Genomic DNA, 24,492 nt, shown 5'->3' on the forward strand with positions numbered 1-24,492 from the left:
CGAGTAGACAGCACGATATAACACTGTCAGCTTGCACAGATTTGGATAAAAATGCACTATTGTCGTTAAAAACATCTATTTCATGCATCTTACAAGCGCTTAAGTAATCATCACTATATAAACGGTCCAACTATGTCTGCCCCAAAATCCTCTCTTTCAAAGAAACCTATCACCGCTGAACGAGTACGTTCTGCTGATCTGCCTGTTGCATGGATTATGATGCTGGGGTTGATGGTTGCAGTAGGACCATTATCTATTGATATGTATTTGCCTGCGTTACCGTCAATGGCAGACGATTTTGGTGTGTCAACCGCCTTTATGGCCAACTCAGTCCCAGCGTATTTTGTGGGTTTGGTATTTGGTCAGTTGTTTTACGGCCCCTTTAGCGATCGCGTTGGTCGAGTCAAGCCGCTGTATATGGGCATGACGCTTTATGTGATTGCTTCTGTTATCTGTGCCACCACGAATAATGAGTATGTGTTGTTTGTCGGCCGTACCATGCAGGCTCTTGGTGCCTGCGTTGGGGCAGTGGTAACTCGAGCTGCCATTCGAGATCGTCTAACAGCCAAGCAAACCGCAAAAGCTTTTTCGATTATGATTTTGGTGATGGGTCTGGCACCGATACTCGCGCCTTCTTTGGGCGCACTCTTTTTACAGTTTTTTAATTGGCACTCTATCTTTTGGTTTTTGGCCGCCTTTGGGCTGCTGAACTTACTGCTCACCAAGTTTTTCTTTTTTGAAACCCTTACCGAAGAAAACCGTAACGTACGCCCTGCCAGAGAAGTGCTCAGCCAGTATTGGGACTTATTAAAAGATCCCAGCTTTAACTACCCTGCGATCGGTGGCGGGCTGTTGATGGGTGCGATGTTTGTCTATATCAGCTCAGCTTCTGAATTAATTATGGACACTTATGGCGTCTCGGCCACGCACTTTGGCTGGTTGTTTGGAATGAATGCAGCAGGGTTTGTAGGTTTGACTCAGTTGAACCAGTGGTTGACCAATCGCTTTCGTATCTTGAGCATATTACGTTTCGGGACGATGATGCAGGTGCTCTCTGCCGGCACGTTGTTTTTTGTCGGTATATTTTTGGGGACCGATGCTTGGTTGCCACTGGTGCTGGCGTGTATTTTCTTTTGTATTGCAGGCTTGGGATTGACCCAGCCAAACGCCTCGGCGATTGCGCTGGCTTTTCAAAAGCAGCGTGCGGGTATGGCAAGCGCGCTGCAAGGCTCGCTGATGTTTTCAGTGGGTATTTTTGGTGGTTTATTATTAAACTTATTCCCTCTTAATCCAGTGTTAAAAATGGGTATTGCACTTTTTGTCCTGATGAGTTTGGGTGCGTTTTTAATCTGGCAGATAGATCGTGATCTAGACCTCGATGACGCAGAGTAGCGGCTGCAAGTTTTTGAGACACCCAATATTGGGTGTTTTTTTTGTCTTAATAAAAGGGTTCTGATACATGAGCGCTACGCGTGGTTAATGCAGAGCCTGATGCTTTTATAAGACACGCCTTATAATGACTGAGGTGTCATGTTTAATCGTAGTTGATTGAAAATAAATAGTTTGTTGTTACCAAACAAATTTATCAGAAATATTTCAATTGGAAAAAAATTAGTGTAGATTGTAACTTTATGTTTACAATGTAAGGTTTTTTGAAACTGACAGTTACCATACAGTGATGTTAAGACAACAAGCGTTGCAACTTTAAGGACAAAACATGATGCAGTTATATCGAGTATTACCAGTTATATTAAGCGTCGGTTTATTTGGTTGTGGTAATTCCTCTACCACAGAAAATACCAATACAGCTGGCACACCAGTGACAAAAAATGAAGACAGTTTTGTAAGTAACTTGCCGGATACAGCACCGACACTAAAAGTAGCGACAACAGGTACGATGCCCCCTTTTTCATTGCAAGATGATTATGGAAACATGCAGGGTATTGATATTGACTCAATTCGTGCTATCGGTGAAGAACAAGGGTTTAAAGTCGAGTTTTATAAAGAAACGTGGCAAAACATGTTTGATAGCGTGGAGTCAGGAAGGCGTGATCTGGCAATCTCTGGCATCTCCTATAAAGACGATCGAGCGGCAAGATACGGTTTATCAATGCCATACTTCTTTAATCCATCCTCTATTATGTATACCAAAAGTGATGTAGAAATTAATGACATACAGGATTTGCAGGGGATGCACGTGGCCGCTATGGAAGGCTCAAAGCAAGATGATCAGCTCCGAGCAATGGGCAAGTATAGTCAGATGTCTACTAGAGCAACTGCTTTTTTATTGTATGAAGATCTGATGCAAGGCAACGTTGATGTAATTCTGCATGACTTGCCGATTTTGCAGTACACAGCGAAAAATCATCCAGAATACGACGTCACTATCGTTCCCTACGAGAGTGAAGACAACCCATCGGCGCAACAAGTCATACTGATGGCCAAAGGTAATAACGAGCTTATTAAAAATGTCAATGAAGGTATTACTAAGCTAAAAGAAAAAGGGACGTTTAAAGAGATTGAAGAAAAGTGGTTGGGTTCAACGGAGCCAGGCACCAACAGTGAACCGACTGCTACTCAAGCGAATTAAGGATTTTCAAACATGGCAACCACACCAAATATCGACAATAAGCGCTATCAAGGTCTGATCATCTCTATTGCACTGTTTTTATCACTCATCGGTGCCTTGCTAGCCTTTACCTTTTATACCTCCAGCCTGTTAGAAAGAAACACCGCTTTGATCGACCAGACCAACCAAGTCGCCAATAGTGCGCAGTCGGTCATCAAAGATCTTTTTGACTTAGATAACAGTTATGGTGAAGACACGAGCTCGCCGCATATTCAGCGGGTATTGAGCCGTTTAGAAGAAAACACAGCACTGATTACCAACTCTCTTTCTGCTATTGAGCAAGGCGGTAGAGTTACTGACAGTACAGGCGAAAGCTATAATCTGCCAAAGGTTGATGATAGCGCCCAAGCCAATGTTGCCGCTGCCAAAGAACAATGGCAGGCGCTAGAGCCCAAGATTCAGACCTATCTAAAAGACGCTGATAATATCATGGTGCCGTCGGCAGATGACTTGACTCGAGCGGTTGAGCAAGCCAAAACCTCCAGTTTGCTGATCAACGACTCGTTAGATAATCTGACACGCGACGTATTTAGTAATGCAGAGCGCCAAGCCACCACCATTCGTCTGATTCAGGTGTTAGGTGTTGCGGCGATTTTTGCTTACTTTTTGATTTTCGTATTCTTCTTTGTGCGCCGCTTACGTGAGACCGATGCCGAAGCTGCTGCTGCGCGCCGCGAAACACAAGAAATCATGGAAACGGTCAATACTGGTCTATTCTTGCTGGATAAAGACTTAAAGATTGGTCAACAGCACTCTCGTGCCCTCAATGGCATCATCGGTGCTGACAATTTGGCAGGTGAGAACTTTACCAGTGTCTTACGTGGTCGTATCTCTGATAAAGACCTAAACACCACCAAGCAGTTTATCGAGCAGTTATACAACCCGCGCGTCAAAGAAAAGCTGGTGGATTCACTAAACCCTTTACATAAGGTCATGCTACACAACGCCGGTGAAAATAAAGGCGCTGATAGCCGCTTCTTGGATTTTAAATTCTCACGCGTTTATGACAAAAAAGACATCGCCCGTATTTTGGTCAACGTCAATGATGTCTCTGATGCCGTCTACCTAGAGCAGCGCTTAGAAAAAGAGCGCTCGCAAAACGACATGCAAATCGAGATGCTCACCACCATCTTAAATGTAAATCCTAAGATCATTAATGAGTTTATCGCCAACACTGATGCGCATATCAATAAGATGAACAACATCTTAAAAAATCCTGGTAGCTCACAATACGAGCTCGAAACCAAACTAAAAGCCATTTATCGCGAAATGCATAGTCTAAAAGGCGAAGCATCAGCGCTAAAACTGCACAGCTTTACCAAGATTGCCTCAGATGCCGAAGACAAGTTGCATGCCTTACAAAACCAAGGTCAGCTATCAGGTAATGACTTCTTGCCATTGGCGGTACATCTAGATGACTTACTCAGCCTATCGAACACCATTGCCACGCTAGGTGAGCGGATCAATCGCTCGGAGCCTGCCGCTAGTAAACCCGCTACTACCTCTACCACCGCATTAAGTGATGCCGTGGCACAGCAAAGCAGGCCGCTTGCTGAGAGTACCGCACCCAAAAGCCAGCCAACCAGCTTATCGATTGGTAACATCAGTTTGGATGGCGGTCAAGATATCGATTTGAGTGATGATGCAGGTGAAGACCAGCTGTCTTTTTATCGAGATTTTGCCAAAGATATCGCTGCAAGACAGGGCAAGCAAGTACAGCTCAACAGCCATACATTGACCCAAGTCAATATCCCAGAGCATCTAGCCAAGCCCATCAAAGAGATTGGTATCCAGCTGCTACGAAATGCCGTGGTGCACGGTGTCGAGGCACCCAGCGTCCGTCATTCGCTCGGTAAAGAAACAGCAGGCAAGATTGATCTAGAAGTACAAGACAACGGCCAAGAGGTTATGCTCATCGTGCAGGACGACGGTCAAGGCATCGATTACGACAGTATCCGTCATAAATTGGTGGCAGAAAACCACGTCGATAATGAAGCAGCAAGTCAGCTGACGCATAGCGACCTGCTCAAGCAGCTGTTTTCTTCAGGTTTTTCTACCAAAGAAGACACTGATGAAGACGGTGGCCGCGGCGTGGGTTTGGATATCATCAAATCACTGGTCAAGGACTACGACGGCAAGCTGAATGTAAATAGTGAACGGGGCAAAATGACAAGATTTGTCATTACACTACCAAAAGCTTAATAAGAGAGGTTAGGCATATTGTGCACCACAACAATGTGCCTCATTACAGGTAATAGGTTATGCATAAATTAATGATTGTTGATGATTCTAATATCATTAGAAACCGTATTCAGCGTGCGTATGACTCAGGTGAGTTTATGCTGGTCGCTACTGCGACCAGTGGTGTGCAGGCGCTAGAGAAGTTTAATATCCATCGTCCTGATGTGATCACCATGGATCTGACCATGCCGCAAATGGATGGTCTGGAGTGTATCGAAAAAATCATCGCCACTGATCCTGATGTCCGTATTTTAGTCGTATCTGCCTTGTCTGATAAGGCCACGGGGATTGAGGCGCTATCGCTTGGTGCCAGTGGGTTTTTGTGCAAGCCGTTTTCAGAAGAAGAGCTTGTAGAGTCTTTGCACGAGCTGGTGCAAGATTAATACCATTCAACGACTTGAGTAATGTCTATATGAAAGAACAAAAGCTACAGATTTTTTTAAACATCATTAGCAATTATTTTGATCAGTTTGGTGGAGAAGAGCTCGTCGCTGACACGCCGTATTTGCTAGAAAACAAACAGCCCAAAGTACATGACTACACTGGTGTGATTGGCATCTCTGGTGGTCAAAAAGGCGTGGTGTATTTTTCGGCGACTCACAAGTTGTTGTCCTCGCTACTAGATAGCATGGGCGAGACTGATAAAAGTGATGACAATTACATTGATCTAGCAGGCGAGGTTGCCAATACCATCGCAGGCAACGCCCGTACTGAGTTTGGCTCAGAGTTTCATATCTCGGTACCGTTTGTGTTTAAAGGAGCGCCCAAAAGTATCGTGCTACCAAACGATGAGCGTTCTTTTATTATCCCGATTACTTGGCATTCGCAAGTCGGTGAGATTGTGGTCTGTTTGCAGGACTGATGATCTCGCTATTACGTTTTAATACGGATGTTCGTTATTATGATTAAAGTAGAAAAATTGGGCGTGTTTTTAAGTTCGATTAATGCGTTTTTTACGCAGATTGATGGGACAGAAGTAGACATCGATACGCCTTATTTAAATAACAATAAGACAGCGGTAGGCTATGACTACAGCGGCGTTATCAAAATCTCAGGTCCGCTACAAGGCTGCGTCTATGTCAGTGCGCCAAGCGCGATGCTGCGTGCGGTGGTTCAGGCGATGGGCGAGACCGACTCCTCTATTACGATGTTGAAGGACTTGCTCGGAGAGATGGCCAACACCATCTCTGGTAACGCTCGGACGGAGTTTGGGTCAGAGTTTATTATCTCGCCGCCGCACATCGTCGAGAGCGCGCCTAACGTGTCGTATCTACCCAAAGATCGGCAAAGCTATATCACGCCCTTTACCTGGCGTGGTCACAAGGCCGTCATCGGTATCTGCATCAATTAATGACAATTAACTGATCAACGACAATCAACTGATAGCGTCTCGTTTATCGCTTTGCTTCAACGAAAAGCGACAAAAAAGCGACAACAGTAAAAAGCGATACAATGGTATCGCTTTTTTTTGATACGACGATTTGAGGCGTGAGGCTCACGAGTTGTTAAATCGCGGTTTGTCCTCATAAAGCGCTGGAGGTTGTGAGGCGTTATATGATAAAATACGGCGCAGCTATTTCTATAATTTGCTTTATAGGAGGGGTTTGAGTTTTTTGCTAAAACCCAACATGGCTTCTTTTTTACACTAACCAATGACACACACATCATGGCAAAAAATTGCTGGGTGTTTGGCGACTTGATTAATTTGCAAGTTAGGTCCGTGCCATGATTATAGGCATGACCCACAGGCAGATGCGTGTTGCTAGATAGGCAGTTTTTGTGATGTGGAGGCATAACCCAACCAACAGGATATTTCACATGGCTACAAACAACCCAACCAAAATCGAAATGCGCGACTTACTACAAGCCGGCGCTCACTTTGGTCACCAAACACGTTTTTGGAACCCAAAAATGGGTCCTTATATCTTTGGTGCACGTAACAAAATTCATATCATCAACCTAGAGCACACCGTAAAAGCGTTCAACGAAGCGTTGACTTACGTAAACGGCCTAGCTGCCAAGAAAAACAAAGTATTGTTTGTTGGTACCAAACGTGCCGCTAGCGGTATTATCCGTGAGCAAGCCCAGCGCGCTGGCATGCCATACGTCGACCATCGCTGGTTGGGTGGTATGTTGACCAACTGGAAAACGCTACGTCAGTCAATCAGCCGTCTAAAAGAGCTTGAGAAGCAATCAGAAGACGGTACTTTTGCTAAGTTGACCAAGCGTGAAGCGCTTGAGCGTACTCGCGATATGGAAAAACTTGAGCGTTCACTAGGCGGTATCAAAGACATGGGTGGCCTACCTGACGCTATCTTTGTGGTAGACGTAGATCACGAAGCGATCGCTATCAAAGAAGCCAAAAACCTTGGTATCCCAGTAATCGGTATCGTTGATACCAACTCTAGCCCAGACAACGTTGACTACGTTATTCCAGCTAACGATGATGCTATCCGTGCTGTGACTCTATACGTCACGTCTATGGCTGATGCGATCATCGCTGGTAAAGAATACGCACAGACTCAAGCGGGCGGCAAAGCTGAGCAAGCACCTGCCGAAGAAGCCAATGCAGAAGAAGCAGCAACGCCAGCTGAATAATTCGCTGCATTAAAAGTGTTACTTTGTAAGGATGTCTTGATAGCACCGCTAGCAGCGTCCATATAAAGTCATTAATGATAAGCTCGTAGTAGGCATGATGCAGTTTTACTCGTCATGCCTTGTTGTTAAATAATAGTGCTGAAACCAGGGCTATTACATAACGTGATGAAATGATGGCTGTCAAACGCCCTCAATCAATAACTGCTATTACATAAAATATATTAAATACATGCTGATGACATGATCGTCATCTATCATAAACTGGCCAAACGAGTATTATCGTTTACTCCAGTGGGTAGAGTCGCTGGATGTCATGATTTGTTTTTATTAATAAGCAGATAATACGAGCGTTTTTCTTAAGTTGTCAGCAGCTTTGAGAAAAATAGACATTAAGCCCTCCTATACATAACTATACTAAGGTGACTCTTATGACAGAAGTAAAAGTATCTGCCAAAATGGTAAAAGAATTGCGCGACCGTACTGGTCTTGGCATGATGGAATGTAAAAAAGCCCTACAAGAAGCCAATGGTGATGTTGAAGTTGCCATCGATAACTTGCGTAAATCTGGTCAAGCAAAAGCGGCCAAAAAAGCAGGTAACATCGCAGCTGACGGCGCTATCATCATCGCTCAAGGCGACAACAAAGCGTTTTTGTTAGAAGTAAACTGCCAAACTGACTTTGTGGCAAAAGACGCCAACTTTACTGCTTTTGCAGAAAAAGTAGCCAACATCGCGCTAGAAAATAACGTCACAGACGTTGCTGCTATCTCTGAGCTACCATATGGCGATGGCCAAACCGTTGAAGAAGCACGCGTGGCTTTGGTACAAAAAATCGGCGAAAACATTCAGGTGCGCCGTGTAGAAACCCTAGAAGGTGCCAACCTAGCATCATATCGCCACGGTCTACGTATCGGTGTTGTGGTATCGTATGAAGGCGGCAGCGAAGAGACTGGCAAAAACCTAGCGATGCATATCGCAGCGTTCAACCCTGTAGCGGTCGACGACGAAAGCGTCGATGCTGATGTATTGGCTCGCGAAAAAGACATCATCGAAGCCAAAGCCAAAGAGTCTGGCAAGCCTGACAACATCATTGAAAAAATGATCGAAGGTGGTCTACGTAAATACCTAGACGAAGTCACTCTACTACGTCAGCCATACGTCATGGACAACGACAAAAAAGTTGGCGATGTCCTAAAAGCGGAAGGCGTAAAAGTACTAAGCTTCAAACGTCTAGAAGTGGGTGAAGGTATCGAGAAAAAGCAAGAAGACTTCGCAGCTGAAGTTGCAGCGGCTCAAGCGGCTAGCAAGTAATATCCAAGTAACATCTCTTTGCACTTGCACTGATGAAGACGGTTAAGCCATTGGTTTTGCCGTCAGACACAAAAAAGCCCGTTATCGAGTAACGGGCTTTTTTGTGTCTGAGCTTGACCAACTTTATGGACTTACTAGCGTAAGGCCTCGTAGGCAGATTTGATATAACTTGGGCTGTTGCTATTACTGCTCGTGCCATAGCTGACGTTTTGTAGCCCATTGTTTGTACTACTCATATTGACTTGATTGCTGGCATTGATACTGGCGCCAGACAGACCGGCGTCATTTTTGTATAAGCTATGATAGCGGCTCATCACTCTTTTGACATAGTTGCGCGTCTCTTTAAAAGGTGGGATGCCGCCGTATTTATCGACATTGCCCTCGCCTGCGTTATAGCCTGCCACAGCGTGCTCGACGTTGTTATTAAAACGGCGCATCAGCCAGGCGATGTATTTGGCTGAGCCTTCGATGTTGTCGGCAGGGTTCCAAGGATTGCCCACATTAAATCGCCGTGCGGTAGCAGGCATTAGCTGCATCAACCCTTGAGCGCCGACTGGTGAACGAGCATTTGGATTAAAAGCTGACTCAGTATGCATCATGGCTTTCATCAAGGCAGGATCGACGCCATGACGTGCCGCGGACGCGCGAATATAGCTATCATAGGCGTTGCGGCTGGCACTACTACTCGCCGGACTGCTGCCATAGCCATTGCTGCTGCCGTCATACATCTTAGAGTCTTTATAATAAGTGACTTTGACTTTTTTGGTGAACTTATCAAAGTTGCCACTGGGGCTAACGTTGGTCAAGAGCACCTGACCGCCTTGGTCTTTGTAGATATACATATTGCCTGCATGAGCACTCACACTCAAGCTTGAGATAGCAAGGATACTGGCAATACCAGTGATGGTATTTAATAAAAACGGAGACAAACAGCGAGTCTTGATGGTAGTCGTATTTATCATAGAGATATCACTTTTTATCGAGTAGTCGCAAATGACTGTCGCTGATGAGTCGGCCAGCTTATAAAGGCAAGTGCTTATTTTATCTGCCGTGTTTTGTCGCCAGCTACCTAGCAACAACCCTGACGTCTTCATGTTTTGTTAAAATCATTTGCAATAGATACAAAAAATAATAGTTGTTTACTATAACACATAATAACTTTTTGACGCATGGGATTGTCAAAATAATAAGAAAAAGTGAGCATTATTTTGTAAATAATACGAAATAAATCAATAAGCTATCATTTGCAGTGTACGCATGTCAGTGCCAGCTCAGCTGCCGCAAGGGCTTATGGTGATAGTAAGTGGCTATGATAAGAGTGTAGGAGCGGTGGGATAAGAGCAAGAGGATAAGAGCGGCCAATGCTTTGAGCTTGTCTTTAATTTATGAGAGGTCAGGGAGTAGCTATAACGCAACGGTACTAACAAATATCGGTACCCAAATCGCGGTCACCAGCCCATTGACTGCCAGTCCAAAGGCTGCATAGCGTCCGGCGGTATGACTGATCTGCCACGCTTCGACTGTACCAAAAGCGTGAGCGGCCAAGCCAAGTGCTAAGCCTTTGGCACGATCATCATCGACACGGCCAAATAAAAAGCGCGCCAAAGAACCCCCAACGAGACCTGAGACAATGATGATAAGGTTGGCCATCGCCAGCGGCGCTTTGATCAAATCCGCCACACTAAGACCGATAGGAGTGGTCACTGAGCGGGTGGCAAATGCCAGTATCGTCTCGTGACTGAGTGACAGCAGATAGGCGAGCGACATTGGCAGCAAAGCACCGACCACGCTTGCAATCATGACGATAAGGGTGAGTTTTTTGACAGGTAAGCCTTTAAAGTTCATGGCGGCGAGTGGCACTGCCAATAAAACCGTGACGTATCCTAAGAGATGGTCAAACACAGGCTTTGCGACGCTATAGTAGTGATTGTAGTCCCACTTCAGCACAAACAAAAACAGCAAAACCAGCGCTAAGGCCGTGATGACCATCGGTAGCCACGATAGCTTACGCGCTAAGATACGGGCAATGACATGGGCGACCAAGGTCAATAATATCGCCGCAAGGGTTGCTGTCAATACGCTATCAAAAGTCATAAGTCTGCCTTGTTCATTCAGCTGAGCGCTGCTTTTATTACTTGCTAGTGCTGCCGGTGTTGCCAGCTTGCGAGTCACCATCAGAGTCAGTGTCTTGATTGAGCCAGCGGTTGGCCAGCAATGCTAATCCCCAAAGCGGTATTAAGGTGCTGATCAGCATCGTCAGCATCACGCCCCACAGCTCGTCTCCTAAGGCAAATAACAATAAACCTGCACCAGCAGAAACAGGCAAAAAAGCAAAGCCGCTATCAACCAATAACGTATTGCTGGCTTGAGTGAGCCAGATAGGTAGGCCTTTTAGCAAACGCCACGCCATCAACACCACAAACATCGCCACCAAACCGACGATATTGGCCGCTTTTTCGATACCCGCCCATTGACAGACCAGCACTGCTGTTTCACGGACAAAAATCACCATCGCTAATGTTAATATCAGCGCCAGCCATAGCGGTAGGTTGGAGGAGTGAGTGGACTTCATAAGCAGTTTTGGCCAAATCGGAGATGGGTAGGCGCAGTGATAACGGTTGGCGCATGGCTATGGCAGCTGCATCCTTATAAGTACATTGTGTCGTTATGGTATTTTGTATATGGCATATCGTATAGGCGATTATATAGAGAATCACGTAACTAATAAAGCCTATCGTCGTGACTAAATAAAAGAGAGATAAAGAGAGATAAGATAAAGAGATACACTGCATACATTCGCTAGACTGGTACAAACTTTTTTGCGTGCTGTGCTTGCGCCGACAGATGCTACGAAAAATTTATTTCAGTCTCGCTGTATCCATTTTTTATTGATCTGATTATAGGTATAACCGCCCTAGTATCATCGCGCTATTTTGTCTTATGGTATTAGGGAAGGTGGCTTTGAGAGAGACGGCTTTAAGCGAGGCAATAAAAAACAGACGATATCAGCGATACCGTCTGTGTGTAGGGCGTTGTCTGTAGGTATATCAAAGCGGTTTGCAAATAAAAGCTGAGCCGCCCGCCGCTTGCTCTTATAAGTTATGAGTCAGGTAGGCTGCTTTTTTGAGGCAAGGACGGTGCTGTGTTTATCTCAAACTCATCAAAGGCTTTTTCTTCGGCCGCAGTCAAGGTAGGCTCTACGTTTTCATCTGGCTTTTCAAACTCCTCAAGCGTCGGCATCAGTAGCGTCGCTTGCGCCAGCGGTAGGACATCTACAGGATCGAGATTGGCTTGTCCAAGCAGCTGTTTGAGCCGATCGCTTGGCAAGCGAATGGTTAGGCACTCGTGGCCTGTGTCATCATAGCTTTCTTCTAAGATGACGCCTAGCTCGTACAAGGTGTTTTTAAATTGACCCGCACCATAAGGCAATGTCAAATCAAAGGTGGTTAGTGCGCCAGTGAGCAGCTGCTGTACGGCAAGCGACAGCGCTTCTATTCCGAGGTTTTCTTTTGATGAGACGTAGACGCGGTTTGGCTGGCCTTCGCTGGCATAACCAATATGAGCAGGCTCACCTGTGATATCGATTTTGTTATACACATTGAGCACGGGTACGTCGTTATCAATTTCGGCCAACACATTTTTTACCGCTTCGATTTGCTCGTGCATGTCTTCGCTAGAGGAGTCGATGACGTGTAGTAGCAAGTCCGCCTCTAGCGTCTCTTCTAGTGTTGCGTGAAACGACTCGACCAGCTCGTGCGGCAAATGACGCACAAAACCGACAGTATCGACCAGTACCACACGTCCCACGCCTTGCCAGTCAAGGCGACGTAGCGTCGGATCGAGGGTAGCAAACAGCTGGTCGGCGGCATAGATGTTTTCGTCGACCAAGCGGTTAAACAGTGTCGATTTACCAGCATTGGTATAGCCGACTAGCGAGATGGTCGGTACGTCAGATTTTTGTCGACGGGCGCGGCCTTGTGCGCGGGTTTGCCGGACTTTTTCAAGCTTAGATTTGAGCTGGTTGACTCGCGTTTGTAGTAAGCGGCGATCGGTCTCGAGCTGGGTCTCACCCGGCCCGCGCAGACCGATACCGCCTTTTTGCCGCTCCAAATGCGTCCAACCACGTACCAGCCGTGTTGATAAGTGGTTGAGCTGCGCCAGCTCCACTTGTAGCTTACCCTCATAAGTGCGGGCGCGCTGAGCAAAAATATCCAAAATCAGTCCGGTGCGATCCAGCACGCGGCATTTGACCACCGACTCGATATTACGCTCTTGTGAGGGCGATAAGCTGTGATTAAAAAGAACAATATCGGCGTCGTGCTCACGCACTAGCTCTGCAATCTCTTCTGCTTTGCCGCTACCCACAAAAAACTTGGCATCAGGCTTTAAACGTGAGCCTGTCACCAATGCCAAACGATCGGCGCCTGCTGAGTCTGCCAATAGCTCAAACTCGCTAAGATCGTCAGGGTCTTGGATTTGACGAATGTCTAAATGTACAATGATGGCACGCTCGCCACCTTCATGTCTTTCAAAATAATCCAAAGAATATCACCTATTTAATAAAGTAAATAAATCGCTACCATTTGTCTGTCAACTATCGAGGCGGCGTTCATATGACCTTTTATATGTGGTCTTATCTGTTGATATTAAAGCGTAATGGCACAATTAGCGATAGATTTATGTTACACAGGTTTGTGTTTCCTAGCGCGGAGGACGGCTGGTAAGTTCGCGCGTTTATAAACGGCTTTATTGCGCGTTTGTATAAAACTTTGTATAAAACTAGGCACTGACTCAGTGAACAGGCTATCACTGAGGCGCATAACTTTGCTATACTTAGCTCGTTTTTTTGTTGATATAAACAGCAGTTATTTAATCATGAGGGCGAAGATGAGCCAAGCTAAGTCAAAATTTTCACTCAGACAACAGCTAGGACGCGGCAAGCAAATCGCTGGTATGACCACAACGATGGTCGGTGGACTGCGAGCCGCTCAGCGTCTTGGTGCCTTTAAGCAGCCACCACGCGAAAAACTACCACGGTATATTCAGGCGTTTTGTCGTAAGATGGCAGGCTCTTTTGGTGTCAAAGTCATCGAGGTCGAGCCAGTACAGCAGCATCATGGTCTGTGGGTGTCCAATCATGTGTCATGGATGGATATCCCTGTCGTGGGAACGGTAAGCCCCGCGTTTTTCTTATCCAAGGCGGAGATTGGTGAGTGGCCTGTGTTTGGTAAATTAGCGCATGCTGCCGGCACGCTCTTTATTGAGCGCGGCTCCGGTGATGCAGGCTCAGTGGCCACGCAGATTGCTGAGTTTTTGACCAAAGGGTTTTCGGTTATCTTCTTCCCTGAAGCGACTACTACTGATGGCAAAAAGGTCAAGCGTATCCATGGTACCCTGCTACAAGCTGCGATAGACGCAGATGTCCCTATACGACCGATCCTTATCGCTTATGTCGACAAAGACGGAGCGCTCAGTGAGGCATTGCCGTATTATGGCAAGATTACCATGAAAGAGAGCTTAAAAAAGGTGCTAGATAGTAAGGATGTGACGGCCTATGTGCTACCATTAGAGCCGATAGACCCTAAAGGCTATAGCAAAAGCGAACTGACCGACTTGCTGCAAAGAAAAATGCAAGAAGGATTGGCCGATCTGCATGCGCGGGTACTGAGTGTGCCGCCTAGTCAATAATCAGCTGAGCTGTACAGTCAAATGAAAAGTCGCTGAATAAAAAAGACGCCAATCGTAGCAATATTTACCGCGATTGGCGTCTTTTTTTGTGTTTTGTCAGTGACACATTGGGCGCCGCTTATTAAGGTGACGGATTGGGCTGGCGCGTGTGCACTGCTTCAATGGCCTCCAATACATCGTCAGTGAGTGTCAGATCAATGCTATCGATATTGGATTTTAACTGTGTAAGTGTGGTCGCGCCAATGATGTTGCTGGTGACAAACGGGCGTGAATTGACAAAGGCCAGCGCCATCTGCGCCATATCTAGTCCGGCATCGCTGGCAATCTTAGCGTATTGCTCAGTGGCTGCTAGCGCTTGCTCATTAATGTATCTTTGGAATCTATCATACATCGTCAGCCGCGCGCCAGCTGGTTTTTTGCCACCCAAATATTTACCAGAGAGTACGCCAAACCCAAGCGGTGAGTAAGCGAGCAAGCCGACGTTTTCACGATGGGCAATCTCCGCCATGCCGACTTCATAGAGACGGTTGAGGAGGCTATACGGGTTTTGCACCGTTAGCGGCGCGATTAGACCGTTTTTGTCCGCTTCCCACAGATAGCGCATCAGTCCCCACGCGGTATCATTCGACAGCCCATAAGCACGAATACGGCCTTTTTTAATCTCATCATTCAGCGCTTGGATGGTCTCCAAAAATGGCGTTAAGTCATTAAGCGATTGAGCTGACATTTCGCTGTCATAGCCGCGCTGCCCAAAGAAGTTGGCTTGTCGCTCAGGCCAATGCAGCTGATAAATATCGATATAATCGGTTTGTAGACGCTCAAGATTACTATCGATAGCGCTGCTAATTTGCTCAGCATTAAAGCGCGTTTTACCGTCACGCAAAAAGCTCAGGGGTGACATTTTACTGGCCAAAATGACCTTGTCACGCTGCTGGGTCTTGGCAAACCAAGTACCGATATAACGCTCGGTATCGCCTTGCTTGTCTTTATCTGGTGGTGATGGATACATCTCTGCTGTATCCCAAAAGTTGACGCCTTCGCTCAGTGCCATATCCATCTGGGCGTGTGCCTCAGCCTCGGTGTTTTGCTGCGCCCATGTCATAGTGCCCAGACAGATTTTAGAAACCTGTTCATCGAGTTGCGGCAACGTTGTATATTGCATGTCAGTCTCCTTGTGGACTTTGATTTTAGGGTTGAGCATTGAGTATTGAGCGTTGTCAGGGCATTACATGATTTGGATGCCAGTCACCCCAGGCGGGGTTACTTTAAAGACTTTGACCTTAAACAATACCGATTGGTCGGCCAGCGGATGGTTAAAATCGACCTCAATCTCATCCTCATTAATCGCGCTAATAATACCGGGTAAGGTATTTTTGCCTTTATCCTCAAACTCAACCATCATGCCGACTTCTGGATGATCGGCGATAAGAGCAAACTGCGGACGGCTAAAGTGCTGAACGTTGTCAGGGTTCCACTCACCAAATGCCTGCTCTGGCTCAAGGTGAGCTGTGCGCGTGTCGCCTGCGCGTAGATTCATAAGTACTTGCTCAAACCCTGGCAGCAAGCTTTCATCGCCGACTGTCAGCGTCACTGGTGCCTCACGGCCAAAGGTGGAGTCAATCACCGTGCCGTTTTCTAATGAAACTTCAAAGTGTAGGCTAACAAGGCTACCAAAGGTGATGCGCGTGTCTTCGTTGGGGTTGATAAATTGTGATTCAGTCATAATCAAAAGCCAGTTGTCGTAAATATAATAGAGAAATGATAAGTCATTTTGCTGGGTGTGTAAGCGCAAATAGTGTAACGCAAATGGTGTAATATATCTGCCATATCTTAAATAGGGCAGAATTATGGCAAGTCAAGCACCCAGCAAGCAACAGGGACACGTGCATAAATGGCAAGACGACAAAGGCTTTGGTTTTATTGAAACATCAAGCGGGGCGTCGCTGTTTTTTCACATTAGTGAGTTTAGAGCGCAGCGCCGCCCTGAGGTTGGTGAAGCGGTGGTTTTTGATGTCGGACAAGATAGCCAAGGTCGCCTGCAAGCCAGACAAGTCCAAGAGCTGAGCTTTGTCCAACAAAAAATGGCAGAAAAAAACCGCCAAATCCGTCAGCGTAATCGCAAACGTAATGCCCAAGCAGAATTTGCAGCAGGGCAAAAGAAACGCTTGTTTCTTGGTATTGGTTTTTATGGGGTTTTAATTTTATTGGCGGCAACTCAAAAGCTCAGCTGGCTGGTGGTGGCTTGGTACGCTGTGCTAGGCATCGTCACTTATATTACTTATGCCAAAGACAAAGCTGCTGCTCAAAATGGCGATTGGCGTACACCTGAGTCAACCTTGCACGTGCTGAGCGCACTTGGCGGCTGGGTCGGCGCATTGGTAGCACAGACGTATTTGCGCCACAAATCACAAAAGCCTGAGTTTCGTATCGTTTATTATTTAATGGTTATTATCAACTTAGCAGGATTACTCTTTGTCATCATGGGCGGCGGGCTAGCGCTTTTAAGCGAATTAGGATAAAGCGTTACATTAAATCTGCGCCAGTATTTGCTTATACACAGCGGCATCTGAGGCAGAAAAACAGCAAAAAATCACGTCGTGAATGGAAAAACCATCCATTTGTTCTAAGCCGTTTTGCACATATGCTGTGACTGTATCGATTGCAACCTTAGCTGCCTTATCAATGGGGTAGCCGTAGATGCCGGTACTAATAGAAGGGAAGGCAATACTGCTGAGACCGTGTTGCGCTGCCAAATTTAAAGACTTTTGATAGCAGCTGGCCAGTAGTGCTTGCTCATTACTACGACCGCCATGCCAGATAGGGCCTACCGTATGAATCACGTACTGACAAGGCAAATCAAATGCTGGGCTGATTTTGGCATCACCAGTTTGGCAGCCATTTAATGTACGGCAATACTCAAGCAGCTTAGGCCCTGCTGCTCGATGAATCGCACCATCGACACCGCCGCCACCGAGCAAGCTTTTGTTAGCCGCATTGACAATGGCATCGACATGCAACGTGGTGATATCCGTCTGTAACACTGATAGGGTCACGCTGTGAGTACCACTGCTGTTACCATTATAGTCATTAGACACTGACAGCTGCTTTTGAGCAATAGGCGTTATTTTGCTAGTCGTCATTTGATTGTTCGTCACTTGATTGTTAGGCATGGCTACATCCTTTTTATAGTGAACGTATGGTACTTTAGCGATAAATATCAATAGTTTCAATCTACAAAAACACAAAAAAATAGGCCGCCATTTGGTAGCCTATTGATAATCCTATTGTTTTTAGGATGTGTCCTCAGTCTAGTCGATAGTCTTCTAGATGCGTTAAAAATAGCTGACTAATATTTCGATATAGTAGATTCAATTTAAAAATGTTATAGCGCTACTGGTATAAATTTTCCTTGCGTGCTGTATACACAGAGGCTGCGAAAAATTCATCCCAGTAGCGCTTTGGAAATTATGACAGTTTTGTTTTGAACTGACTATACTATCTGCGCTATTTTCGTTGTTTGATTGCAATGTTTTGCGGCCATTTATCTCATTTTTAAAATGAGAGCACGCCCTAATGTTATATTATTTAGGGCTGCGTTTACCTTCCAAAAACAGCATGTCGATGACGATGAACACGACGCCGATACAGATAGCAATATCGGCAATATTAAAAATCGGATAATGCCACACATCAGCATAATGCACATGAATAAAGTCAATCACATGACCATGTAGCAAGCGATCAATCAGGTTGCCAATGGCACCGCCAAGCACCATCGTAAGGCCTGTCGATAGCAGCTTGGCTTGCCGTGGTGCTTTGATTAGATAGCCGATCAAAAACAGCGACATCACCAGCGCCAGTCCCGCAAAAAACCACTTTTGCCAGCCGCCTGCATCGGCCAAAAAGCTAAACGCGGCGCCATAGTTGTAAGCCAGTGTCCAGTTGAGAAACGGCTCTAACACTGGCACAGGCTCAAGAAAATTGAGCGTGGTCTCAGCCAGCCATTTGCTCCACTGGTCGATGATGATCACCACCAGCGATAACGCATACCACATAAAGGCGCGACTGCCATTGGCGACCATCTTAGGGGGCTTAGTTAGGCGACCTCTAGGCGTCGATGAGCTGCCAGTGGTTGCATGTGCAGGCTTGGGCGAGCCGTCGGCCTCAACCTGCGGCGACTTGTGAGGTGAGTCTGACGGGTTAGGCGCAGAATTAGGCATAGTGGCGCACCTCGCCTGTACCGCTCACGTTGGTCACGCAGCGCGCGCATAGCTCAGGATGGTTGCGGTCGACGCCGATGTCATCACGGATATGCCAGCAGCGTACGCACTTGGTACCTGTGGCTGCACTCACTTTGACCTGCAAGTCGCTTGACTCATCGGCATGGCTCTCTGCTGATACTGAGCCAGTATCCGCGCTCTGAGCAGGGGCTTCACTCATTGGCTGCAGGGTCGCGCTACTGGTAATCAAGACAAAACGTAGCTCTTCGCCAAGCTTAGCCAAGCTCTCTTGCATCGCGCCGCTGGCATACAGATCGACGCCCGCTGATAAGTTGGCATTGATGATTTTTTCGCCGCGCGCTGTTTCGATATGCTTGTTGACGATGTCTTTGGCCTGCATGATGCGTTGCCAGTCGTCGCTTGTGATGGCGCTCAGCTCAAATGCTGGGAAGGTGTACCATTCTTGGGTAAACACATAACCTGCGTCTTGTCCGTTTTTGCCTTCTAGTACTTCCCACGCCTCTTGGGCCGTAAAGGACAGGATAGGCGTGATCCAGCGAATCAGCGCATGAGCGATATGATAAATCGCCGTCTGAGCAGAGCGGCGCGGCTGTCCATCAGTCTGAGTGGTGTACTGGCGATCTTTGATGATATCTAAATAAAAGCTGCCCAAGTCTTGCGAGCAAAACGCGGTGACGTGCTGGGTGACTTGGTGAAAGTCCATCGCATCATAAGCGCTGATGATTTGTGCTTGCACGGTTTGCGCGCGCTCAATGATGAATTTATCAAGGCTGACCAGCTCATCCATCGCCACGCTGTTGGTCGCTGGATCAAAGTCATCAGTATTGGCAAGCAAAAAGCGCAAGGTGTTACGGATACGGCGATACATGTCGATCGCGCCCTTAAACACAGTCTTACCCGCGCTCATCTCATAACGATAATCACTTGAGGCAATCCATAAGCGCAGCATGTCCGCGCCCGTTTTGTTGATCTCGTCTTGCGGGGTGATGATGTTGCCAAGCGACTTACTCATCTTGCGGCCGTTTTCATCTACCACAAAACCATGGGTCAATACTTGCTTAAATGGTGGACGCTCGTACATCGCCTCTGAGGTCAGCAAGGAAGTCTGGAACCAGCCGCGATGTTGATCTGAGCCTTCAAGATACATATCCGCTGGATTGGTCAGCTCATCGCGCTGCTCAAGTACAGCAAAATGCGTGGTCCCTGAGTCAAACCACACGTCTAGCGTGTCGGTCGCTTTGTCATAGTCAGCAGCCTCATCACCCAAAAAGTCCTCACAGCTGGCATCAAACCACGCTTCCACGCCGCCATCAGCGATTTTTTGTGCCGCCGCTTCAATCAGCTCCAGCGTGTTTGGATGCAGCTCACCGGTTTCTTTATGCGTAAAGAAAGTGATTGGCACGCCCCAAGTACGCTGGCGTGAGATACACCAGTCAGGACGGTCAGTCATCATCGCCTCGATGCGGTTTTGTCCCCAAGCGGGCGTCCATTTGACCGTTGGAATATCAGCAAGCGCTCGCTCGCGTAAGCCTTTGGCTTCCATATTGATAAACCACTGCGGGGTGGCGCGGAAGATAATCGGCGACTTGTGACGCCAGCAATGCGGGTAACTGTGCTCGATTTTGGTATGGCTGACGAGGTGGCCGTTTTCGTGCAAGGTGGCGATGATTTTTGGGTTGGCTTTATAGATATGCTCTCCGGCAAATACCGCAGCGCTGTCTAAATACACACCCGTACCGCCCACAGGGTTTTCTACAGGTAAGTTGTATTTTAGGCCAACGATATAATCGTCAAGACCATGACCCGGCGCGGTATGGACGAGGCCTGTACCGCTATCAGTGGTGACGTGATCGCCTAGGATAAGCGGCACTTGACGCTCGCTAATCAATGGATGCTGGGCGTGCAGACCTTCAAGCTTGCGTCCTGATACGGTCGCCAAGATACCTTTGTGGTCAAGCTTTAGCTCGGTCAGCGCAGTTTGGATCAAGTCTGTCGCCAATAAAAAATGGCCTTTGTCTGTTGCCACCACGCTATAGTCGTGCTCAGGATGCACGGCAATGGCTTGGTTGGCAGGCAGTGTCCATGGCGTCGTCGTCCAAATGATGGCAGCAATACTGCCGTCGATGCCATTTAGCGCCTCTACCTTGTCGGTATCCACTATATCAAAGCTGACATAAATGGCGTCAGAGACTTTGTCTTGGTATTCTACTTCGGCTTCGGCGAGGGCAGAGCTACAGTCCAAGCACCAGTTCACAGGCTTCATACCGCGAGTTACGTGACCATTATCATAGATTTTTGCAAGTGCACGGACGATATTGGCTTCCTGCGCAAAGTTCATGGTGAGATAGGGGTTGTCCCAATCACCAAACACGCCTAGACGTTTAAAGTCGGCTTTTTGTAGCTCGATCTGGGTGCGGGCATACTCGCGGCACAGACCACGAAACTCAGTGGCCGAGACTTTTTGACCGACTTTGCCGACCTTGGTTTCGACTTTTTGTTCGATAGGTAGGCCATGACAATCCCAACCAGGAACATAAGGCGCATCAAACCCCGACAGCGTTTTTGACTTAACGATGATATCTTTTAAAACCTTATTGACCGCATGACCTAAGTGAATCTGACCGTTGGCATAAGGAGGGCCATCATGCAAAATATACTTTGGCGCACCTGTGCGCGCCTTACGAATTTTGCCATAGACATCATCGGCTTCCCACGCCGCTAGCCAGTCAGGCTCGCGTTTGGCGAGGTTTGCACGCATGGCAAACGGGGTGTCGGCGAGGTTTAATGTATCTTTATAATCGTGGCTTGGGGTGTCGGTGCTTTTGTCAGTCATAAAAGGTATCTTATAAAATGATGGTTAGAAGTGGGAGAAAGAGCCGAGTACATGCTGATCTAAAATAGCGTGCGGATGTTACGTGAACGCTACGCTTACTGTGTCACTATTAATACTGGTATTTGGCTGCGGCGCTAGTTAGTAATATAGCGGCTTCCAACTACAATCACTTTATGTCGTCACAAGCAGATAAAAGCGTCTGCCTACATCATAAATACTAATGAGATGATTGCAATGCCATATACCGATATCAAAATAATAAGAAAAGTGGCGATAATAATGACAGCTATTATATGACAAAACCAGTGGGGTAAAAAGAGCTGGCCGGTATCGTCCTGTTTTTAGCCAAAACCAATAGTTTATACCATCAAACCAATACTAAAAAAGAACAAGGCTAAAAAAACAAGAACTAAAAAACCGATGACAGCCATAAGCGTAGTTTTAGTGACCACAATGGCTGGATGCCCGTTAGACCTTGTGCCATTTCACCCTCTTTTAAGATGACATAAGAGGGCGTCACTTGTCCTTGCCAGTCAGCAAATATCTCGCCTTCTTGATCGTTGATGGTGGTAAAGCGGTATTTGTGTTCGCTCAGGTAGCTATGCAGCGTTTGATCAGAGCCTGACTGGATCGCAATAGTCACCACCGGGTAGTCATTGGCCGCCGCGAGCGTGTCTATGGTCGGCGAGGTCACACGGCAAACAGGGCACCACGTTCCCCAAAAGTACACCAGCGCGGGCTTATCGTTACTGAGCGCCGCCAAGTCAATGCTTTGTCCTTGGTAATCGGTGAGCTGCAATTGCGGGTTGGCAGGCATAACTGGCTGACGCCACCAATTAACCGCGGTATAAATGACGGCAAACATCAAGCCATATATCAGTATCGTCTTGATAAGCGACAGCGCTTTTTGCTGTGGCGTCTTTTTAGGCTTTGCCGCTGTGGTATCAGTATCAGTTGTCATAAAGGCTGCTTTTTATGCTTGTCATGGTATCAAAAAGTGTCTGGTCGCTGTTTGTTATCGTGTATGCTAGGCTGTGTCCTCATTTTTATCACCATTTTTAAAATGAGGACATGCCCTAGATAAAAATAAACGGCTGAATGCTCAGCCGTATGATTCCTAAATGCTTTAAAACACCAATTCTTTAGAACACTGTCAAAATATCGTCCATCGCTATTGCTGTACCGATTTTATGTCAGAGTGACGATAAACGCTTAAGGTTTTTGTGCGCGGTCTTGTAGTGGGTCGCCGGTCAGCACGCTGCCTGTGTTTTCTCGGCGCTCGCTTGTGCTGAGCTTACTGGCTGGTACTTTCGACTTTTTCTTCCATTTTAGGCTAAACAAGTCATCGCGGCGGTCAAGCAAGTTATGTACTGAGCCTTCGTGACGGACGTGAGTCAGCTTGTCTAAGTTCACATCTGAGAAGAATACCATCTCCGTATTGGCAGTGGTTTCTGCCATAATGGCATCATGAGGAAAGGCAAAATCTGATGGCGAAAAGATAGACGACTGGGCGTACTGAATATCTAAGCTCTCAACCTGTGGCAAGTTGCCAACAGAGCCGCAAATCATCACGTAGCATTCGTTTTCGATAGCGCGCGCTTGCGCACAGTGGCGTACGCGCAAGTAGCCATTTTGAGTGTCTGTCCAGAACGGCACAAACAAAATATCCATATCATCGAGTGCCATGAGACGCGCAAGCTCTGGGAACTCAACGTCATAACAGACTAAAATACCAACGCGGCCGGCATCCGTATCAAATACTTTGACCTCGTCACCGCCTTCGATGACCCACGCGCTGCGCTCATGCGGGGTGATATGAATTTTGCGCTGCTCTTCTACCGTCCCGTCACGGCGACACAAGTAGCTGACATTATAGAGGGTATCGTTTTCATCGAGTAGCGGCATAGAGCCAGTGATGACGTTGACGTTATAGCTGACGGCTAAATGCGAGATTTCATTCTTAAACCATTCGGTATAATCTGCCAAAAATCGAATAGCAACGTTTTGATCCGTCGACTCGCATAGTCCCATCAAGGGCGCGTTAAAGAATTCCGGCAGGCAAGCAAAGTCAGAGTTGTAGTCGGCCATGATATCGACAAAAAACTCCACTTGCTGTAGTAGCTCTTCAGGCGAGTCAACTTCACGCATCTGCCACTGAATACCGCCGATACGCACCTCTGACTTGCGGGTGCTGGGCTTGTATTCTTGTGGTTCATAATAGATATTGGCCCACTCAAGTAGCGTAGCAAAGCCCTTGGACTGGGCATCATCTGGTAGGTACGCGGTCAAAATACGCTTGACGATAAAGCCATTGGACAGCTGAAATGATAGCGCAGAGTCGTGAATCTCACGAGACTCGACAGCATCGATATACTCGCCAGGGGTCAGGTCTTGGTGGTTGTGATAATTGGGAATACGGCCACCGGCCAAAATCGCGCGAAAGTTAAGCTGACGGCATAGCTCTTTGCGCGCATCATACAGCCGGCGTCCGAGGCGATACCCGCGATAGTCAGGGTCGATCAGCGCGTCCAAACCATAAATAGCATCGCCTTTTGGATTGTCTTTGATGATCTCTTTGTGACCGATCAAATCGTCATAGGTATGCGGGTTAGAAAACTTGGCATAGTCAACGCGCATCGACAGCACGATGCCGATCAGCTGATCATGGTCAAACAGCGCAATCTGCCCTTCAGGAAAGGCGTCTATGAGCGTATGAATGGTGTTTTTTGACCACGCGCCGCCTAGGTTGGCGTAGACGCGATCCATCAAGGCTTTTAACTGGGGGTAGTCTTTTTTCTTAATCTCGGCAATCGTCAAATGAAAGTCGTCTGTTTTTTCAATCTTGCTCATAAGGTTCCTATCTGCTGTTTTTATAAAAACTTTTCGTGTAATAAAAGCAATAAAAATATTTCCATATAGAGAATATTGTCGTTACAATCGCTTATTGCCATG

Annotated in this window: 21 protein-coding genes; 10 read left to right on the plus strand and 11 right to left on the minus strand. The window is 46.9% G+C overall.

The annotated features are described in order from the left end of the window. The first annotated feature begins 132 nt into the window (after nucleotides 1-132). The 8 genes from ACNFVB_RS03230 to tsf all read left to right on the plus strand — a co-directional run bounded on the left by ACNFVB_RS03230 (nucleotide 133) and on the right by tsf (nucleotide 8,778). Nucleotides 133-1,392 (plus strand): multidrug effflux MFS transporter, encoded by a 1,260-nt coding sequence (locus ACNFVB_RS03230; protein WP_430738079.1) that lies wholly within the window; start codon nucleotides 133-135, stop codon nucleotides 1,390-1,392. A gap of 325 nt (nucleotides 1,393-1,717) precedes the next feature. Then, nucleotides 1,718-2,590 (plus strand): substrate-binding periplasmic protein, encoded by an 873-nt coding sequence (locus ACNFVB_RS03235; protein WP_430738080.1) that lies wholly within the window; start codon nucleotides 1,718-1,720, stop codon nucleotides 2,588-2,590. A gap of 12 nt (nucleotides 2,591-2,602) precedes the next feature. Then, nucleotides 2,603-4,831, plus strand: a complete 2,229-nt coding sequence (locus tag ACNFVB_RS03240) for an ATP-binding protein (RefSeq protein WP_430738081.1) — start codon at nucleotides 2,603-2,605, stop codon at nucleotides 4,829-4,831. Nucleotides 4,832-4,890: 59 nt separating this feature from the next. Next, nucleotides 4,891-5,253, plus strand: coding sequence for a response regulator (locus ACNFVB_RS03245; RefSeq protein WP_075102026.1), 363 nt, complete (start codon nucleotides 4,891-4,893; stop codon nucleotides 5,251-5,253). Between the two features lie 29 nt (nucleotides 5,254-5,282). After that, nucleotides 5,283-5,732 carry a chemotaxis protein CheX gene (locus ACNFVB_RS03250; RefSeq protein ID WP_075102027.1) on the plus strand — a complete coding sequence of 150 codons (450 nt, stop codon included), beginning with the start codon at nucleotides 5,283-5,285 and terminating at the stop codon, nucleotides 5,730-5,732. Between the two features lie 39 nt (nucleotides 5,733-5,771). Continuing rightward, a complete protein-coding gene (locus ACNFVB_RS03255) occupies nucleotides 5,772-6,221 on the plus strand; it encodes a chemotaxis protein CheX (protein ID WP_430738082.1) in 450 nt (149 codons plus the stop codon). A gap of 467 nt (nucleotides 6,222-6,688) precedes the next feature. Next, a complete protein-coding gene (rpsB, locus tag ACNFVB_RS03260; RefSeq protein ID WP_192995952.1) occupies nucleotides 6,689-7,468 on the plus strand; it encodes a 30S ribosomal protein S2 in 780 nt (259 codons plus the stop codon). Nucleotides 7,469-7,896: 428 nt separating this feature from the next. After that, entirely contained in the window at nucleotides 7,897-8,778 is an 882-nt protein-coding gene (gene tsf / locus ACNFVB_RS03265) for a translation elongation factor Ts (RefSeq protein ID WP_105244828.1), read from the plus strand. 134 nt (nucleotides 8,779-8,912) lie between these two features. Here tsf and ACNFVB_RS03270 read toward each other — a convergent pair whose 3' ends face one another. The 4 genes from ACNFVB_RS03270 to hflX form a co-directional block, all read right to left on the minus strand. Further along, the gene (locus tag ACNFVB_RS03270; protein WP_430738083.1) at nucleotides 8,913-9,740 is read right to left on the minus strand and encodes a lytic transglycosylase domain-containing protein; all 828 of its coding nucleotides are present in this window, start codon (nucleotides 9,738-9,740) and stop codon (nucleotides 8,913-8,915) included. Nucleotides 9,741-10,182: 442 nt separating this feature from the next. Further along, the gene (locus ACNFVB_RS03275) at nucleotides 10,183-10,872 is read right to left on the minus strand and encodes an LrgB family protein (RefSeq protein ID WP_430738084.1); all 690 of its coding nucleotides are present in this window, start codon (nucleotides 10,870-10,872) and stop codon (nucleotides 10,183-10,185) included. A gap of 37 nt (nucleotides 10,873-10,909) precedes the next feature. Continuing rightward, nucleotides 10,910-11,350: a CidA/LrgA family protein gene (locus tag ACNFVB_RS03280; RefSeq protein ID WP_288995669.1), complete on the minus strand. Its 441-nt coding sequence runs from the start codon at nucleotides 11,348-11,350 to the stop codon at nucleotides 10,910-10,912. A gap of 527 nt (nucleotides 11,351-11,877) precedes the next feature. After that, complete coding sequence (gene hflX, locus ACNFVB_RS03285; RefSeq protein WP_430738085.1) at nucleotides 11,878-13,320, minus strand: ribosome rescue GTPase HflX; 1,443 nt, start codon at nucleotides 13,318-13,320, stop codon at nucleotides 11,878-11,880. A gap of 345 nt (nucleotides 13,321-13,665) precedes the next feature. Between hflX and ACNFVB_RS03290 the strand changes: the two genes are divergently transcribed. Further along, entirely contained in the window at nucleotides 13,666-14,466 is an 801-nt protein-coding gene (locus ACNFVB_RS03290) for a lysophospholipid acyltransferase family protein (protein ID WP_105244832.1), read from the plus strand. 121 nt (nucleotides 14,467-14,587) lie between these two features. Here the strand turns inward: ACNFVB_RS03290 and ACNFVB_RS03295 are convergent, their stop codons facing one another. Further along, nucleotides 14,588-15,628, minus strand: a complete 1,041-nt coding sequence (locus ACNFVB_RS03295; RefSeq protein ID WP_430738086.1) for an aldo/keto reductase — start codon at nucleotides 15,626-15,628, stop codon at nucleotides 14,588-14,590. Nucleotides 15,629-15,691: 63 nt separating this feature from the next. After that, on the minus strand, nucleotides 15,692-16,189 hold the full coding sequence (fkpB, locus tag ACNFVB_RS03300; protein WP_430738087.1) for an FKBP-type peptidyl-prolyl cis-trans isomerase: 498 nt from the start codon (nucleotides 16,187-16,189) through the stop codon (nucleotides 15,692-15,694). A 124-nt stretch (nucleotides 16,190-16,313) separates the two neighbouring features. Here fkpB and ACNFVB_RS03305 point away from each other — a divergent pair, with 124 nt between their 5' ends. Beyond that, the gene (locus tag ACNFVB_RS03305) at nucleotides 16,314-16,985 is read left to right on the plus strand and encodes a DUF1294 domain-containing protein (RefSeq protein ID WP_430738088.1); all 672 of its coding nucleotides are present in this window, start codon (nucleotides 16,314-16,316) and stop codon (nucleotides 16,983-16,985) included. Nucleotides 16,986-16,994: 9 nt separating this feature from the next. On the opposite strand, the gene ACNFVB_RS03310 is transcribed toward ACNFVB_RS03305, so the two are convergent. From ACNFVB_RS03310 to ACNFVB_RS03330, 5 genes are all read right to left on the minus strand, one after another. Further along, entirely contained in the window at nucleotides 16,995-17,636 is a 642-nt protein-coding gene (locus tag ACNFVB_RS03310) for an O-acetyl-ADP-ribose deacetylase (protein ID WP_430738089.1), read from the minus strand. 411 nt (nucleotides 17,637-18,047) lie between these two features. After that, a complete protein-coding gene (gene lspA, locus ACNFVB_RS03315) occupies nucleotides 18,048-18,686 on the minus strand; it encodes a signal peptidase II (protein WP_430738090.1) in 639 nt (212 codons plus the stop codon). Next, the gene (gene ileS / locus ACNFVB_RS03320) at nucleotides 18,679-21,540 is read right to left on the minus strand and encodes an isoleucine--tRNA ligase (RefSeq protein ID WP_430738091.1); all 2,862 of its coding nucleotides are present in this window, start codon (nucleotides 21,538-21,540) and stop codon (nucleotides 18,679-18,681) included. The genes lspA and ileS overlap by 8 nt, the downstream gene beginning before the upstream one ends. Before the next feature lie 409 nt (nucleotides 21,541-21,949). After that, the gene (locus tag ACNFVB_RS03325) at nucleotides 21,950-22,501 is read right to left on the minus strand and encodes a protein disulfide oxidoreductase (protein ID WP_093071420.1); all 552 of its coding nucleotides are present in this window, start codon (nucleotides 22,499-22,501) and stop codon (nucleotides 21,950-21,952) included. A 251-nt stretch (nucleotides 22,502-22,752) separates the two neighbouring features. Beyond that, the gene (locus ACNFVB_RS03330) at nucleotides 22,753-24,390 is read right to left on the minus strand and encodes a carbon-nitrogen hydrolase family protein (protein ID WP_288999716.1); all 1,638 of its coding nucleotides are present in this window, start codon (nucleotides 24,388-24,390) and stop codon (nucleotides 22,753-22,755) included. Between the last annotated feature and the right edge of the window lie 102 nt (nucleotides 24,391-24,492).

The sequence above is a fragment of the Psychrobacter sp. VH5 genome, assembly GCF_050572635.1.
GTDB classification, from domain to species: Bacteria; Pseudomonadota; Gammaproteobacteria; order Pseudomonadales; family Moraxellaceae; genus Psychrobacter; species Psychrobacter celer.

Excerpts from the sequence above, each read along its gene's own strand:
- ACNFVB_RS03230 (WP_430738079.1), top strand. The coding sequence starts at position 133 with ATGTCTGCCCCAAAATCCTCTCTTTCAAAGAAACCTATCACCGCTGAA.
- ACNFVB_RS03235 (WP_430738080.1), top strand. The coding sequence starts at position 1,718 with ATGATGCAGTTATATCGAGTATTACCAGTTATATTAAGCGTCGGTTTA.
- ACNFVB_RS03240 (WP_430738081.1), top strand. The coding sequence starts at position 2,603 with ATGGCAACCACACCAAATATCGACAATAAGCGCTATCAAGGTCTGATC.
- ACNFVB_RS03245 (WP_075102026.1), top strand. The coding sequence starts at position 4,891 with ATGCATAAATTAATGATTGTTGATGATTCTAATATCATTAGAAACCGT.
- ACNFVB_RS03250 (WP_075102027.1), top strand. The coding sequence starts at position 5,283 with ATGAAAGAACAAAAGCTACAGATTTTTTTAAACATCATTAGCAATTAT.
- ACNFVB_RS03255 (WP_430738082.1), top strand. The coding sequence starts at position 5,772 with ATGATTAAAGTAGAAAAATTGGGCGTGTTTTTAAGTTCGATTAATGCG.
- rpsB (WP_192995952.1), top strand. The coding sequence starts at position 6,689 with ATGGCTACAAACAACCCAACCAAAATCGAAATGCGCGACTTACTACAA.
- tsf (WP_105244828.1), top strand. The coding sequence starts at position 7,897 with ATGACAGAAGTAAAAGTATCTGCCAAAATGGTAAAAGAATTGCGCGAC.
- ACNFVB_RS03270 (WP_430738083.1), bottom strand. The coding sequence starts at position 9,740 with ATGATAAATACGACTACCATCAAGACTCGCTGTTTGTCTCCGTTTTTA.
- ACNFVB_RS03275 (WP_430738084.1), bottom strand. The coding sequence starts at position 10,872 with ATGACTTTTGATAGCGTATTGACAGCAACCCTTGCGGCGATATTATTG.
- ACNFVB_RS03280 (WP_288995669.1), bottom strand. The coding sequence starts at position 11,350 with ATGAAGTCCACTCACTCCTCCAACCTACCGCTATGGCTGGCGCTGATA.
- ACNFVB_RS03290 (WP_105244832.1), top strand. The coding sequence starts at position 13,666 with ATGAGCCAAGCTAAGTCAAAATTTTCACTCAGACAACAGCTAGGACGC.
- ACNFVB_RS03295 (WP_430738086.1), bottom strand. The coding sequence starts at position 15,628 with ATGCAATATACAACGTTGCCGCAACTCGATGAACAGGTTTCTAAAATC.
- fkpB (WP_430738087.1), bottom strand. The coding sequence starts at position 16,189 with ATGACTGAATCACAATTTATCAACCCCAACGAAGACACGCGCATCACC.
- ACNFVB_RS03305 (WP_430738088.1), top strand. The coding sequence starts at position 16,314 with ATGGCAAGTCAAGCACCCAGCAAGCAACAGGGACACGTGCATAAATGG.
- ACNFVB_RS03310 (WP_430738089.1), bottom strand. The coding sequence starts at position 17,636 with ATGCCTAACAATCAAGTGACGAACAATCAAATGACGACTAGCAAAATA.
- lspA (WP_430738090.1), bottom strand. The coding sequence starts at position 18,686 with ATGCCTAATTCTGCGCCTAACCCGTCAGACTCACCTCACAAGTCGCCG.
- ileS (WP_430738091.1), bottom strand. The coding sequence starts at position 21,540 with ATGACTGACAAAAGCACCGACACCCCAAGCCACGATTATAAAGATACA.
- ACNFVB_RS03325 (WP_093071420.1), bottom strand. The coding sequence starts at position 22,501 with ATGACAACTGATACTGATACCACAGCGGCAAAGCCTAAAAAGACGCCA.
- ACNFVB_RS03330 (WP_288999716.1), bottom strand. The coding sequence starts at position 24,390 with ATGAGCAAGATTGAAAAAACAGACGACTTTCATTTGACGATTGCCGAG.